We start from the raw sequence: 12,790 nt of genomic DNA, 5'->3' as shown, positions 1-12,790 counted from the left end.
GGCTGAGCAAGTCCCAAGACAGGCAGGGAATATGAGAAAAGAGTGTGATCCTTCTTCATCGAGAAGGCACGCTCTTTTTTTTGTCTTGAAAAAAACAGAATAGAGAGCGCCGCTTATCTGGTATTGAATTTTGAAAGCTCAGTGACGATCATTTCCAGAGGTGGGCGAACATTGATGTCAGAGACATGGATGGCGCTGATGATGCCGCTTTTGTCAATAAATACCAGGGCCCGTTCTGCTGTGCCGTCTGAACGCAGCAGGCCATATTTACCGGCAACTTCACCATGGGGCCAGAAATCAGACAGTACATCGAACCAGAGTTCACCCATCTGTCGGGTCCAGCTGTAGAGCGTGGGGATATTGTCGACGGTGATACCCAGCAGGATAGCGTCATGCTGCTCGAAGAAAATCCGTGAAATATTGTAGCCGGGCCATTGTCCCGAGCAGATCGGGGTCCACGCCGACGGCACAAACGAGAGGACAACGTTTCTCTGGTTCTTGAATTGGCTGAGGCGGACTTGTTTGCCATCAATGGCGGTGAGGGTGAAATCCGGAGCGGGTTCCCCAGGTGAGACTTTCAAGGTACTGTCGACAGGTTTCAGTACCCCGGGATCATAACCATAATCAGTGAAAGGCTTTGCCTGGATCAAGCTGGAAAACAGCACCAGCGAGATAATATTTACAATTACCTGCAGGAGTTTCGCGGGGCTCGGTAGAACCATGGCTCCTCCGGATCATCTGTAGCCACTTTTACGCAGTAGCTGGTTGAAAAACTCTTCGACAGTGTTGAATCCGCCTGACTGCCTCAGGATGATTGTACACTCTGAGTCATCTGTCTTTCGGCAGGCGATGAAACTTGGTGTTCCTTTCCCTCCAAGCGCATTATAGCTCTGCATATCCAGGTCTGGGAATACCGGGAACTGAATATCGTATGTGCTGCGATAATGACCTACCTCGAAATTGGTATTGTTGGTTCCGATACCTATCATCTTAACACTGAAATCATCAGATGAGAAATCCAGGATTGTCTGAAACAGCTCATTTATCAGGGGAGCTTCTTCTTGACAGAACGGACAGTACATGCTGAAAAACTGTATAAGCAGTACATCCGCGTCAATATTTTTCAGATCAAAAGATTCACCGGGTTGACCGTTTAGGCCAAGGTAGCTTCTGTGATCCGCATCTTCAGGTATGGCAAGCGTAACCGGCGGCAGTTGCTCGCCACTAACGGATTCAGCGGCAACTCCCGAACAAACAGGCAGGATGGTAAGGGTAAATAGTAGAACAAAAGCAACGTATCGTATCATTGAGCCCCCTCCAGAACGACAGCGGGATAGGTGAAAAGGGTCTATGTCCTCAAAGTGTAATATCTGGCTATCGTGATTGAGAGCGAAAACATAGATGGTTAATAAAATTGAGGCGTGCTTTCACGATGTATTGCAGCTTAATGCATGGGCAGGTTCACCGCAAAACTTTTCTGAACGTTCTGTTATTGTCTTATTATGATATCCGCATCGGTTATAGTTTAAAAGTATACTCCGTTGCTGTCGGCAGGAGTCATTTATTGAGTATACGTATCAGAAAGCGAAAAAGTTGTGTAATATGCGTCGTGCTTCTTGTACTGCTCGAGTACCACAATTGACTAAAATTTAAGATAAAAACGTTAGTTTCAGGGATCAGGATATGTCGGCGATAGTAACATTCATAGGGTGGCACGATAGCGATAAAAGTGTGCTGGTTAGTAAGGTCGTACGTCATCTTCGGGAAATGGGTTACAGGGTCGCGGTAATAAAGTCGAGTTGTGAGCCTGGGGTTCAGTTTGATTGTGAAGGCACGGATACCTCGATCTATAAAGAAGCCGGAGCAGACAGTGTAATGTTTGTCGGACCCGACCAGATGGTGCTGCAGACTGTCAATCGGGACCTGTCATTACGCACCCTGGCACATCGTTATTTTCCGGATGCGGATATTGTTATTGGTGAGGGCTTCAAGGCGGCCAGAAAAATTCCTAAGATAGAGGTGGCCAGGAATCCGGAGCAGATGTTGCGTAATGAAGTTCATGGGGTAATTGCCGTGGCTACTGATATTGCGGATATTGGCGGCGACTATATTTTTCGATTGAATGAAAGCCTCGAGATCGCGCAGTTTATAGAGAAACGGTTGCTGTCGGGGCAGGGAAGGGTACTGGATAAAACCGCGCTTCTGGTAAATGGCAACAAAGTGCCGATAAAGGGGTTTGTCCAGGAGGCGCTGGCCGCCACAGTTCACGGCTTTGTCACTTCCCTGAAACTCGTGGATAAAATTAACGAGATCGAGATCCGTATCAAGTTTGACAAATAATATTTTGAGTACTGTCCGATTACCACTAAAACACAGCTTCTTGAAGTGAGGCGTGAAGGGGGGTGAGTTAGGAGTAACAGCTTAAAGATCAAGAAGCTTTCCCTGACAAAGGCATATGTTTTTCTTCTGGAAGTGATCAATTGCCCATCTGCCACGCCTCCGCCCCCTCACCTGTTCAGGCAGAAGATGGTGGGAAGCAGATGATAAAGTGGTTGCAGTGACAAGCCATTGCAATCTGGCCTGAAGGTGCTTGAGCTGAATTATCGATCGAAAGCAGGTGATTCTGTCTTGGGGGCGCCTGCCGCCTTGCTTTCCTCATCCATGATTTGTCTGGTGGCGGCACCGGCAGCTTTGGCGAGCTGTTCGCTATCTTCCTCTTCACCACTTGATTGCGGTATATCCACAATGACTTTTTTATGGGCGTAATGGATACCTTTTGCCCGTAACGCTTCGGTAATCCGTTTATACGCTTCCCGGCGGATGATAAAGTGAGCACCGGGTTTAGCGGTGAATTTCACTCTGATAGTCATTACGGAGTTGCTGATTTCACGCACGCCCTGGGATTTCACAGGACGAATGAAATCCTCGGCAAACTCCTCTTCCTGGAGCATAGCCTGACCCACTTTCTTTATAACTTTTCGGATCTGGTCGATATCGGCATCATAGGGGAAATCAAGGTTAAACTTAACGACAATCCCGCCGCGCATGTAGTTGGTTATTGCCCCGAGTTCACTGTGGGGGACAATCTGCAACATGCCGCGATGGTGTCTCAACATCACGTTGCGCAGGCTGATATTTTCAACAGTACCGGAAATACCACCAGCTTCCACATATTCTCCAACCCGAAAGGCGTCGTCCAGTAGATAGAAAAAGCCTGAGAACATATCGGCCACGAGTTTTTGTGCACCAAAGCCGACGGCCAGACCGACAACACCGGCACCAGCCAGTAACGGGCCAATGTCCACACCTGTGGATGAAAGGATTGTCATGGTCACCATCACCATAAGTACTGTGCCGAGAAACCTGCGAATCATCGGCAACAGGGTGTATGAGCGGCCGCGGGCAGAAGCTGAGCCCCACTCATCCTGCTCTTCCTCGTTTTTTTCGTCCTCCTCCGGGATCGACTCCTGGATTTTTCGTTCAATCCAGTTGCTGATAAATTTCCAGAACATCAGGGCCAGAGTCATCACGATCAGTGCATCGAATACCACTGAGGAGAGGTTGGAAAAAATGGGTATTTTAATATTCCAGAGGGTGGCGACCCAGATTACCAGCGACCCAACAAGACCGACCCTGGAAATCGCCAGTGCTCTCAGGTAGGTTTTTTTGCCCTTTTCACGTTTTTCCAGTTCCTCGTCATCCACATCCTCTTCCTGGTCGTAATGTTCCTGGTGGATTTTCAGTGTATCGACCGCGTAGAGGACGATCCACTGCAGGAGCTTGTCACTCAACATCCAGATTGGGACAACAAAAAAACTGAGAATGAACGCGCCCTTACTGCGGTGAGTGGGATCTATCAAATCGTTGAAAAGCAGCAACCAGAGGACAAATAAATATGCCAGAGCCAGCAGGTGCCACATTGAGGCAAACTGCTGGCGTCCCCAGCTGATTGAATCACCACTCGCCGTTGAGCCGGCAATGATCTGCTCTCTAACCCTGTTCTTAAAGATCAGGACCGCAACCGCAGCGGCGATCAACAATATTGAGGCAAGGACCAGCATGATCAATGCAATGGTGGTGCTATGCGCTCCCAGTCGCTTGAGCGTGACAGCAAGCATCACCCCCAGGGTAAGATAGGCTGCAGCCCCGCTGAAAAGCCGGTGCATCGAACCTGCTATTTTACAATCTAAAGGTACAATGCGCAGATGTTCAGATGAAGGGGAGAATATGAGTCTCGAAACAATTGCAACCAAACGGATCATGATGATTGACAGTAGAACTGCCAGAAATAAGAGCTGGACAAGAGGAGAATCAGTCCAGATAAAGGCAAGATAGGAAAAATACGCGGCAACGGAGAAGATAAATAGTGAGAGCAGCGTCGGAACTTCGTTGATAATCGCGGAAACAATTTTTTCAGAGGCACTCTGGTTCTCTTGAAATTCAGCCCTTTTGTTGAAGAGTTTCCATAAAACTATGCGATTGAAGACGAGTTCTGTAAGCAGGCCGATACCTATGAAAAAAAGTACCCACAGAAAGTTTTTGAGGGCACCAGTGTGGGTGCCGTATGGACAAAGTTTGATAAAGGCTTTTTTAAGGTCAGGGATTACCTGGGGAATATGGCTGAAAAGTTGACGTACGTGTTGCTCAGATGTGTCGGATTGGGAACTTAAGCTATACAGAATTTTGCCCAGGAATATGTCAGGTCCGGTTGTGTCGGCAGAGCTTTCCAGGGCAGTACTGTCTTTTTTTAGTTCATCAATGAGCAGACGGCGAACCTGTTCATCGCTGAGTCCGGATAGTAAGGTATGAATATCTGCTTCCGATGAAGGTGCATTTTGCGGAGTTTCCTGGGCGATACTATACCAGGCATCTGACAAGAGCGGCTGGAAGAGGATAATGGCGAAGATAACGAAAGTTGCAACGATGAGCTGATGTGCAGGCAGAGCACACCTCGAAAACGATAATTGCATGATCCCTCCAGGAGACAGGTGTTAATGTCTGAATTCCGTTACTGCTGGTATAAATTATATGGCAAGAAAACAATAAATCCTAATTAGAGAGACAGATTATCACAGTGGGGGAGAGTTTCCCTGGCAGGCATGGACTGCCAGCCAGGGAATGCGAAATTCAAAGAGGTCGACCGTGCCCGGTCAGCTCTAAAATCGTTTTTCGAAGTATGGTTTCAGCACTTCAGGGATGGCGACAGAGCCGTCTTCCTGCTGGTATGTCTCTAGAATCGCCAGTAGTGTTCTACCCACTGCCAGGCCGGAACCGTTTAAGGTGTGAACGAGTTTGGACTTCTTCTGCCCCTCGGGACGATACCGGATAGAACCGCGTCGGGCCTGGAAGTCGAGGGTGTTGGAGCAGGAGGATATCTCGCGATATGCCTGCTGCCCAGGCAACCATACTTCAATGTCATAGGTCTTGGTGGCCGAGAAGCCGAGATCGCCGGAACACAGGGTGACCACACGGTAATGAAGACCGAGCATCTGTAGCACTGTTTCAGCTTCCCTGGTCAGATCTTCCAGAGCATCCATTGAAGTCTCAGGGGTGGTTATTTTAACAAGCTCAACCTTCTCAAACTGATGCTGACGTATCAGGCCGCGGGTATCGCGACCGTGGGAGCCAGCCTCAGAACGAAAACACGGTGTGTAGGCGGTATAGTTGAGCGGAAGGTCCTTTTCGTCGATGGTCTCATCGCGGTGGATGTTGGTTATGGGTACTTCCGCGGTTGGTATCAGGTAGAGATCCCATTCAGCGATCTTGAAGAGATCTTCCTCAAACTTCGGCAATTGACCAGTGGCGGTCATGGTCGGAGTGTTGACCAGAAACGGGGGCATAAACTCAGTGTAACCATGCTTCTGGGTATGCAGATCGAGCATGAAATTCACCAGAGCTCTGGAGAGTCTGGAGGCAAAACCGCTCAGCAGCGCAAAGCGGGATCCTGAGAGTTTGGCCGCGCGCTCAAAGTCGAGAACGTTGAGATTCTCCCCGACTTCCCAGTGTGGTTTGGGCTCAAATGAATACTCCCTTTTGGTTCCCCAGGTGCGAACTTCGATGTTATCGCTTTCATCGTTGCCGACGGGAACAGAGTCATGACAGAGGTTGGGAATCGCCATGACGATGGTTTGCAGTTTTTCCTGAATTTCCGCCAACTCAGTATCGAGTTCCTTGATCTTCTGACCGATGTCCCGCATCTCGATGATCATTGGCTCAGCCTGGGACTTTTCTTCGTCCGAGCCCTGCTTCAGGCGTGCTATCTCTTTGGAAGCGACGTTTCTCTTATTTTTTAAGCTTTCAACCTCGCCCAGAATCTGCAGTCTGCGCTGGTCAATTTCCATAAAGGTATCAAGCGGAGTCGTGTCCGCACCGCGAAGGGCGGTTTTTTCCTTTACAAGCTCTATGTTTTCTCGAATAAATCGTAGTTCAAGCATGATGTTTTCGTGGAGCTGAAGTTGAAATTTTACAATATGTGTACAGGATATACATAACCTATGGTAAGTACATCCATGTTTATCATGGCTGGTATCTGAAAGCAACCTCAATCAAATTGCATTTCACTCCTGCTTCTGATATTTTGAGAGGTTGTAATTCCGGGAGGAACTGAGGCTTTTATTCAGTTACGTTCTCATTAAATCGTAATATCCACAGAGTAGTATTTCAGCAGATGGTCGATCAAAATAAGCTCGCTATATTCATTTTAGCATTACAAAAATCAGTTCATCGCCTCGGAATATCACTGTTTCTTTTGACACTTGTGATTTTTTTCCTCTCCCCTGAACTGTTGAAAGCGGTTCAGGAGCATCTTTCCGAGAAATTATATTTCTTTTCAGTGGCAGGTCCTTTTCTCTCCCATGTGAAATTGTCACTTTTTGGGGCTGTTTTTCTGCTCATGCCCTGGTTTCTAACAGTTCTCTGGAGTGCCATGGGCAAACCGTTTAAGATGGGCAAAGGGCAGATCTTTTTCTTTGTCTTTTTCACCTGTATATTGTTTTATGTAGGAACTATTTTTTGTTATTTCGTGACTTTACCTCTTGGCATAAAATTCCTGCTCGGGTTCGGTTCAGCAGAATTGCAACCGGTCATATCAATAAGTCGCTTCGTTACATTCGTTACGATTTTCGTTCTTGCCTTCGGCCTGGCGTTTGAATTGCCCATTTTCATGGTTTTCATGGGCAGGGTTGGTATCTGTACCAGGAAATTTTTTGAGAGAAACAGACGGTTTGCCGTGTTGGGAATTGCAATTATTGCCGCACTTATTACCCCGACCCCCGACATTATCAATATGGGCCTCATGGGAGGGCCGCTCTATTTCCTGTATGAGGCGGGCATTATAATTCTGAGGGTTATGCGGATTCAGTAGCCGACTCCCCTTAGCCGAATTCAATTAACTGATAATTGTGGAGTTGCAGTAACGCCGCTGTAACTCCTGTGTTGCCATGCACCGCGCACGACGGAGAGCGTGATTTCAATACGATTCTGTCGACTGCAAGACGTCTGGCCAGATCGAGTACCTGTTCTGCGCCCCGGATAAAATTGTCTGAGACGTTTTCACCATCTTCAGTAATCACCCTGGCATTTCCCTGAAGAACATCATGTCCATTTCCTTCGCACAACATCGCTTTGGGACGAGGAGTCGCAAGTCCGCCAAGTTGTTCAGGGCAGACTGGTATCCAGTTTGTCCCCTCGAGAAATTCAATACATTTCTGGTCAGGGCTGATCGCGCCGTCGTAGCGGGTGCAGAGGCCAATAAGGCAACTGCTGACAAGATAGGTGGTTTTCTTTTTAATATGAGAGTCTTGCATTATAGAACGTATCAGGGCATTCTGTTTGTGATTGTGATGAAGTTTCATTAATAAACGCTGAATATAACAGTCTTCACTACCTAAATCCAATACCTCAGTCAGGATGAGTCTTTAGGGAGCTCGGTTCGTCACTGTTCAAACATTGACTCTGTTGATATACACAGAATCTTTGATAAGTAGATAATCCACCGAGATTCCATAGTACACGAATATATGAAACGAAACCCAGTTAACAGGAAGTCTCCGCCCTATTTACAGAACAGTCAATTGAAGAAAATGGCTGTGGTAATGACACTTTTTGCCTTGTTGTGGATAGTGTTTGCCCCTCAATCAGGCGTTATGGCGCTGCTTAAGAAAAGAGCCGAAGTAAAGAATCTGGAGTCTGAAACCGAGGCCATTGCCAGGGAGAACAAGAGAATGGAAGCGGAGATCGGGCGGCTTGAAAATGACAGGGTATACCTGGAAGAGGTGGCACGACGCGATTACGACATGCTGAAACCAAATGAGCGGGTATATGATTTCTCAAAACCCGCCCAGGCAAAAAAGAGGTGAGACTCCCCACGGGAGCACAGTACAGAACATTAACCTCAGGTAAATCCTCCCCTTGCGGTGCATCCGGCGCCGGGCAGAGCGGTACCCTTGCTCTTTGAGTGAAAACTTCCAGCGGAAAGGTTCTTTCTGATATTGGCGCTGTTACAGCTTTTGCATGTCACGTCTTTGGCTGCATCGGCGTTGCGCACGATTACCTCAAATACGTTGTTGCAGTCGAGACATTCAAACTCATACATCGGCATTTGCTTCTCCTGTCTGTACGAAATTCCGGAAATAGTAACCATATTTCCTGTTAAAGTCAGTTAACCCGACGTTCATGTGCTTTCTGATTCAATAATCGAGATATCAAGGGAATAGCGATATAATCTGCCGCACATACCTGATCACTGAGCGTATGGGGGCAGTTGTCGTATCCTCGAATGGCTAAAATAAGATTTACAGTTACAGAGTGCATATTGTCGCCCTGAAAAGCACCACAAATTGAAACGTAAGTGTGATAGGTTTCAATAGGGTGCGAAAATTGTGCAAGTAATCACGAAATCTTTGGCTTAAGTATAGGTATTGCTTGAAAAGAGAGCAAGGACACCGGAAGGAATTGTTGGCGGAAGCAATGGAGATGAAGATTGGGTTTCTGTTTCAGGGCACTGAACAATGCCCTGAAACAGACAACGATGGGAAATTAATCAAGCAGTGAGGTGAAGATCTCACACTCTCTACAAACACTCAGCTTACTTTTATTGGTAGCGTCCTGGGTGCATTCGCAGAGGGTGCCGCAGAGGAACCAGCAAAGATGACCTGACTGATATTCATATGCCGGACACTGCTCCTTCACATCACACTGTTTTTTATCCCAGCACGGTGTAAGGTGGTTGTTGCGGCCTCGTTGATGGATAAGCAGGAAGTAAAGCTGGCGTTCGATATGGGTCGGAATGGTCCGCCAGCCCTGTTCATAGCTGTGTATCGTTTTTAGTGACATTCCCAACAATTCGGAGAGTTGCTTTTGGGTCTTGGCGAGTTTTTTGCGAGACTTCCTGAATTCCTGTTTGTCCATGTCATTGTCCTTGTATTGCTTGTGATGGGGTTTCTGCCCGGAGGAACCAAAACTGCAAACTTGAGGAGCAGGTCATAACAATTACAACCACAGCGTGTCACATCACGTTAGCATATGCTCATAAAAAATGCTTCTCTTTTTGTAGTACTTTTGTAAAAAAAGCATGGAATTGCTACTGTGTAGTAGCGGTCATCTGTAGTACCTTGTAGTGAGTGGCGCCGGTAAACACAGTGTGGTAAAGTAACAGTCAACTTGTGGTAGTCAATGCACCTATCAATCTTCGTATTTAAATAAAATTTCATGTCAGATCACTTTTCCATTGTTCGGGATATTCAGGCGACGCTTAAATATCACAGCCTGCTCGGTATCGAGAATTATCCCGCCGGTGATGATGTCCGGAAATTTCTGAATACCAGGGTTGTATCTCCAGCTTTGGCAGAAGAGATGCGACCTCAGGCTGTGGTTAGCAAGCCGGTTCGCCCCGGCGTAACAGGGATAGAAACTCCCTCGCCCGCACCGTCACTTCGAGTTGACAACAGGACAGCCGAGCAGAAGGGGGCATTGCTTGAAGAAATTGCGGTTGAGGTCAAAAACTGTAAGCGGTGCGGCTTGGGTGAAAAGAGGATTGTGGCGGTTCCCGGTAGCGGCAAGCCAAAGGTGCGTATTGCAATAGTAGGTGACTGGCTGGCGGTGGAGAATCCGGATAATCTGGTCAGTAATACGCTGTTTGGCATAGAGCAGGACAGGATGCTTGGCAAGATGATGGGCGCTATCACCATAAAGCCCGAGGACGTATTTATAACCAATGTGATTAAATGCGGCATTGCCAGGTCTGAGCAACCGAAGGCGGAGCATGCCCGTGCCTGCTTTGGTTATCTGCAGCGCCAGGTTATGGCGGTAGAACCTGAAGTGATTTTCTCCATGGGGGTTATAGCGACCAAAGCACTGCTCAACCGTTCTGAGTCTCTTTCCCGGTTACGTGGCAGATTGCACAGCTACCAGCTGGGCGAGGGGAAACGCATTCCCCTGATAGCAACCTATCATCCTACATATTTACTGCAGAATCCCGAGATGAAACGCGCGACCTGGGTTGATCTGCAAATGCTGGCGCGTCAATTAGGCATTGACCTCTCATGATCAGGTTGCTGCTGACCGGGGTTGAGTATTGTTGTCCAAAAGCGCGGTTGTTAACGCAATAGAATGAGGCCTCGCTTTCCCAGTTCCCGTAGAAAGGTCGTTACCGATAATTCCGCTTCCTGCATTGACATTGTTGAGGATTCTGCGAAATCCCTGATAAGTTCCGCAACCGATTTTTCACCATCGATGGCTGCCCATACCTGGCTGCCAAGACCATCCAATTGTAGTTTTCTGGTTAATTTCTGTTGATTTGCACCGTTGAAGCGGTTGAAAATTGCTTGTAACAGTGGCTTGGCAACAAAGGGGTATTCGACCAGAATATCACCGTTTTCCTGTTTAACCCACTGGGCCTGGGGCATAATTACCGGAACACAGGCCAGCGCCTCGGATCTGCTCGGTTTAGGGGGACTCTGAGGCTTTGTGCTCTTTCCGGGAGTCAATAATTTCATATTTATCGCAAAGTCTGTGGACCTTTTCGAGGTCTATGGGGTGGCTGCTTTCTGCAATCACAGAGAGGAGGCGGTTAGAGCCTTCATCATGCCAGATTCGACCCCAGCGAAATGGATGCTGTCGCTTCAATCTCTTCAACATTTGCTGGGTGAGCGGTGGAGAACTTATACACTCATAAAGATGAGATGATTCGTAGAGCCCCTGGTACTCAGAATCTTTACCCAGAAGATTGGTGAGTAATTGAGATATAGAGCCTTGTTGTAATCTCTGCCTGGCTGGGGCTAGGCGGCAGAAATGAAGCTGCATATCGTTTTCCTGAAAAGTCAGCCGGGTCAGGCCAGCCTGAAAGGAGTGAGCTGACATCCTGCAGGAGGCAGGCAGGGTTAATTTGATGTCCTGAATTGACCAATAACTTGAGTCGCTCGCGTCGGCGTCGGCATCATCTTGGTGGCAACGGATTGAGGCGAGAGCAGAGACGAGTGCGTTCAGGCCGATAGTCGGGTGATTGTATAACTGGCCGATCACGATAGTATCACAATCCGGGCAACGCCAGAGTACACCATTGATTTTTTGTTCACTATCCTGACACTGAGGTCCAGCTGTTGCTGCCCAGCTGAACGCTATACAGCCTGTCTGGGAGGCAAGCCGGGCAAGCTCATCCGGCACATCTACTTTATCCACTGGGCATCCCGAGCGTTTACCAAGAACGTTCTGGATAGAGAGAAACACATCGGAAAGGTCGCGTCTGCCATTGTCTTTTTCCCAGCGTAAGTCAATGAGCGGCTTGAAGTTTTGTTCAATGAGCAGGTTCCTGTCACCTGATACGATGGTTTCCCAGCCACTGGGAAGTTCAAGCTGGATATTGTTCCAGCCAATTCGCCGGATTGGCTCGGTGGTATCGAATGTCAGCATGATGTTATAAAAAAAACGATGGTTAATTTTTTTAGTCTGGGATCATAAATTTCCAGTCTGGCTTTTTTATCTCTTCAATACGCTCCCGGTCGTGGTCGTTTCTCATTTCCTCGCATTTCCTGTTGAAGCAAAGTCGCTCTTCCTCGAGTAGTTGTGGAAAGGAAATCTTAACCATGTTACCAGTGGTCTCGTTGGGGTTACGAAGGTTGTGTTGCAGAACCAGGCTGACAGATCTGTCCTGACTGTCTGTAAAATACCATTTCCAGTTCCTGAGAATGCCAAACGAATCGCCTTTCCATTCGTCCGGGGGCCCAAATTTGGCCTTGAACTTTTGCAGAAGAGTTTCATAAAAGTCCTGGCTTGAATCGACGTACTTCATTTGTATTTTGAGGATCTGCCTGTTGTATTTGCAGGTCCCGTAGCTGAGGACACCTTTACGAAACCCTCTCCAGTCGGTAACGACTGTCTCCTGGAGGTAATTGGTCTCCATCAGGTCCGGGTAGTTGTCAATATTATTACCGAGGGCAAAGCCGCCAACCCCGAGTGGTACCTCAGATGTTGCAAGCGATGCACCAGAGTAAGAAAGGGTGAAGATCGTCAGCGTTGATAAAAGGGTCAGTATATAGAGTTTTGACATAATCACTCCTGCAGGCTCGTTAAGGCTATATGTGGATAAGAGCGGTAAGAAATGTGCTGCCCATTGATGAAGTTGGTGCGAGATTAGGATGAGATATAATCAAATGGGCTTGAATCTGCTGTATTTCCAGAGCTCTATATCAAATATGCTCATATCGGACCATCATGTCAAGACAATGTATTGTGGCTGTAAATCGAACAATGAATGAAGGGGCACAACCTGTTCAGTCGGTTCACCTGGCTGCTG

General features: G+C 47.6%; 14 protein-coding genes. 4 read left to right on the top strand and 10 right to left on the bottom strand.

Features of this window, described 5'->3' with window-relative positions:
* Nucleotides 1-113: 113 nt before the first annotated feature.
* Both FCL45_RS22460 and FCL45_RS22455 read right to left on the bottom strand, forming a co-directional pair.
* Nucleotides 114-722, bottom strand: coding sequence for a redoxin domain-containing protein (locus tag FCL45_RS22460; RefSeq protein ID WP_136795586.1), 609 nt, complete (start codon nt 720-722; stop codon nt 114-116).
* Between the two features lie 12 nt (nt 723-734).
* A complete protein-coding gene (locus tag FCL45_RS22455) occupies nt 735-1,307 on the bottom strand; it encodes a TlpA family protein disulfide reductase (protein ID WP_136795585.1) in 573 nt (190 codons plus the stop codon).
* Between the two features lie 376 nt (nt 1,308-1,683).
* Between FCL45_RS22455 and mobB the strand changes: the two genes are divergently transcribed.
* Nucleotides 1,684-2,340 (top strand): molybdopterin-guanine dinucleotide biosynthesis protein B, encoded by a 657-nt coding sequence (gene mobB, locus FCL45_RS22450; protein ID WP_136795584.1) that lies wholly within the window; start codon nt 1,684-1,686, stop codon nt 2,338-2,340.
* Nucleotides 2,341-2,600: 260 nt separating this feature from the next.
* Here mobB and FCL45_RS22445 read toward each other — a convergent pair whose 3' ends face one another.
* Both FCL45_RS22445 and serS read right to left on the bottom strand, forming a co-directional pair.
* The gene (locus FCL45_RS22445) at nt 2,601-4,970 is read right to left on the bottom strand and encodes a mechanosensitive ion channel domain-containing protein (protein WP_136795583.1); all 2,370 of its coding nucleotides are present in this window, start codon (nt 4,968-4,970) and stop codon (nt 2,601-2,603) included.
* A gap of 186 nt (nt 4,971-5,156) precedes the next feature.
* Nucleotides 5,157-6,434: a serine--tRNA ligase gene (gene serS, locus FCL45_RS22440; protein ID WP_136795582.1), complete on the bottom strand. Its 1,278-nt coding sequence runs from the start codon at nt 6,432-6,434 to the stop codon at nt 5,157-5,159.
* A 233-nt stretch (nt 6,435-6,667) separates the two neighbouring features.
* Here serS and tatC point away from each other — a divergent pair, with 233 nt between their 5' ends.
* Nucleotides 6,668-7,363, top strand: a complete 696-nt coding sequence (tatC, locus tag FCL45_RS22435) for a twin-arginine translocase subunit TatC (protein ID WP_136795581.1) — start codon at nt 6,668-6,670, stop codon at nt 7,361-7,363.
* Nucleotides 7,364-7,373: 10 nt separating this feature from the next.
* Here the strand turns inward: tatC and FCL45_RS22430 are convergent, their stop codons facing one another.
* Entirely contained in the window at nt 7,374-7,805 is a 432-nt protein-coding gene (locus tag FCL45_RS22430; RefSeq protein ID WP_136795580.1) for a 2-thiouracil desulfurase family protein, read from the bottom strand.
* A 213-nt stretch (nt 7,806-8,018) separates the two neighbouring features.
* Here FCL45_RS22430 and FCL45_RS22425 point away from each other — a divergent pair, with 213 nt between their 5' ends.
* The gene (locus FCL45_RS22425; protein ID WP_136795579.1) at nt 8,019-8,357 is read left to right on the top strand and encodes an FtsB family cell division protein; all 339 of its coding nucleotides are present in this window, start codon (nt 8,019-8,021) and stop codon (nt 8,355-8,357) included.
* Nucleotides 8,358-8,392: 35 nt separating this feature from the next.
* Here the strand turns inward: FCL45_RS22425 and FCL45_RS22420 are convergent, their stop codons facing one another.
* Nucleotides 8,393-8,599 (bottom strand): FmdB family zinc ribbon protein, encoded by a 207-nt coding sequence (locus tag FCL45_RS22420; protein WP_167495636.1) that lies wholly within the window; start codon nt 8,597-8,599, stop codon nt 8,393-8,395.
* 437 nt (nt 8,600-9,036) lie between these two features.
* Nucleotides 9,037-9,408 (bottom strand): helix-turn-helix domain-containing protein, encoded by a 372-nt coding sequence (locus FCL45_RS22415; protein WP_136795577.1) that lies wholly within the window; start codon nt 9,406-9,408, stop codon nt 9,037-9,039.
* 300 nt (nt 9,409-9,708) lie between these two features.
* Between FCL45_RS22415 and FCL45_RS22410 the strand changes: the two genes are divergently transcribed.
* Nucleotides 9,709-10,545 (top strand): uracil-DNA glycosylase, encoded by an 837-nt coding sequence (locus tag FCL45_RS22410; RefSeq protein ID WP_136795576.1) that lies wholly within the window; start codon nt 9,709-9,711, stop codon nt 10,543-10,545.
* Nucleotides 10,546-10,595: 50 nt separating this feature from the next.
* On the opposite strand, the gene FCL45_RS22405 is transcribed toward FCL45_RS22410, so the two are convergent.
* The 3 genes from FCL45_RS22405 to FCL45_RS22395 are packed head-to-tail and all read right to left on the bottom strand — an operon-like array spanning nt 10,596 to nt 12,544.
* Nucleotides 10,596-10,904: a PqqD family protein gene (locus tag FCL45_RS22405; RefSeq protein WP_167495635.1), complete on the bottom strand. Its 309-nt coding sequence runs from the start codon at nt 10,902-10,904 to the stop codon at nt 10,596-10,598.
* 40 nt (nt 10,905-10,944) lie between these two features.
* Entirely contained in the window at nt 10,945-11,907 is a 963-nt protein-coding gene (locus tag FCL45_RS22400; RefSeq protein ID WP_136795574.1) for a hypothetical protein, read from the bottom strand.
* Nucleotides 11,908-11,938: 31 nt separating this feature from the next.
* On the bottom strand, nt 11,939-12,544 hold the full coding sequence (locus tag FCL45_RS22395; protein ID WP_136795573.1) for a hypothetical protein: 606 nt from the start codon (nt 12,542-12,544) through the stop codon (nt 11,939-11,941).
* Nucleotides 12,545-12,790 lie beyond the last annotated feature (246 nt).

Origin of the sequence: Desulfosediminicola ganghwensis (assembly GCF_005116675.2) — a bacterium.
GTDB lineage: Bacteria > Desulfobacterota > Desulfobulbia > Desulfobulbales > Desulfocapsaceae > Desulfopila > Desulfopila ganghwensis.
Note: the sequence above shows the minus strand (reverse complement) of the source record. Positions and strands in the feature narration are given on the sequence as shown.

Excerpts from the sequence above, each read along its gene's own strand:
- FCL45_RS22415 (WP_136795577.1), bottom strand. The coding sequence starts at position 9,408 with ATGGACAAACAGGAATTCAGGAAGTCTCGCAAAAAACTCGCCAAGACC.
- FCL45_RS22425 (WP_136795579.1), top strand. The coding sequence starts at position 8,019 with ATGAAACGAAACCCAGTTAACAGGAAGTCTCCGCCCTATTTACAGAAC.
- FCL45_RS22455 (WP_136795585.1), bottom strand. The coding sequence starts at position 1,307 with ATGATACGATACGTTGCTTTTGTTCTACTATTTACCCTTACCATCCTG.
- FCL45_RS22395 (WP_136795573.1), bottom strand. The coding sequence starts at position 12,544 with ATGTCAAAACTCTATATACTGACCCTTTTATCAACGCTGACGATCTTC.
- FCL45_RS22445 (WP_136795583.1), bottom strand. The coding sequence starts at position 4,970 with ATGCAATTATCGTTTTCGAGGTGTGCTCTGCCTGCACATCAGCTCATC.
- FCL45_RS22430 (WP_136795580.1), bottom strand. The coding sequence starts at position 7,805 with ATGCAAGACTCTCATATTAAAAAGAAAACCACCTATCTTGTCAGCAGT.
- mobB (WP_136795584.1), top strand. The coding sequence starts at position 1,684 with ATGTCGGCGATAGTAACATTCATAGGGTGGCACGATAGCGATAAAAGT.
- serS (WP_136795582.1), bottom strand. The coding sequence starts at position 6,434 with ATGCTTGAACTACGATTTATTCGAGAAAACATAGAGCTTGTAAAGGAA.
- FCL45_RS22410 (WP_136795576.1), top strand. The coding sequence starts at position 9,709 with ATGTCAGATCACTTTTCCATTGTTCGGGATATTCAGGCGACGCTTAAA.
- FCL45_RS22460 (WP_136795586.1), bottom strand. The coding sequence starts at position 722 with ATGGTTCTACCGAGCCCCGCGAAACTCCTGCAGGTAATTGTAAATATT.
- FCL45_RS22420 (WP_167495636.1), bottom strand. The coding sequence starts at position 8,599 with ATGCCGATGTATGAGTTTGAATGTCTCGACTGCAACAACGTATTTGAG.
- tatC (WP_136795581.1), top strand. The coding sequence starts at position 6,668 with ATGGTCGATCAAAATAAGCTCGCTATATTCATTTTAGCATTACAAAAA.
- FCL45_RS22400 (WP_136795574.1), bottom strand. The coding sequence starts at position 11,907 with ATGCTGACATTCGATACCACCGAGCCAATCCGGCGAATTGGCTGGAAC.
- FCL45_RS22405 (WP_167495635.1), bottom strand. The coding sequence starts at position 10,904 with ATGCCCCAGGCCCAGTGGGTTAAACAGGAAAACGGTGATATTCTGGTC.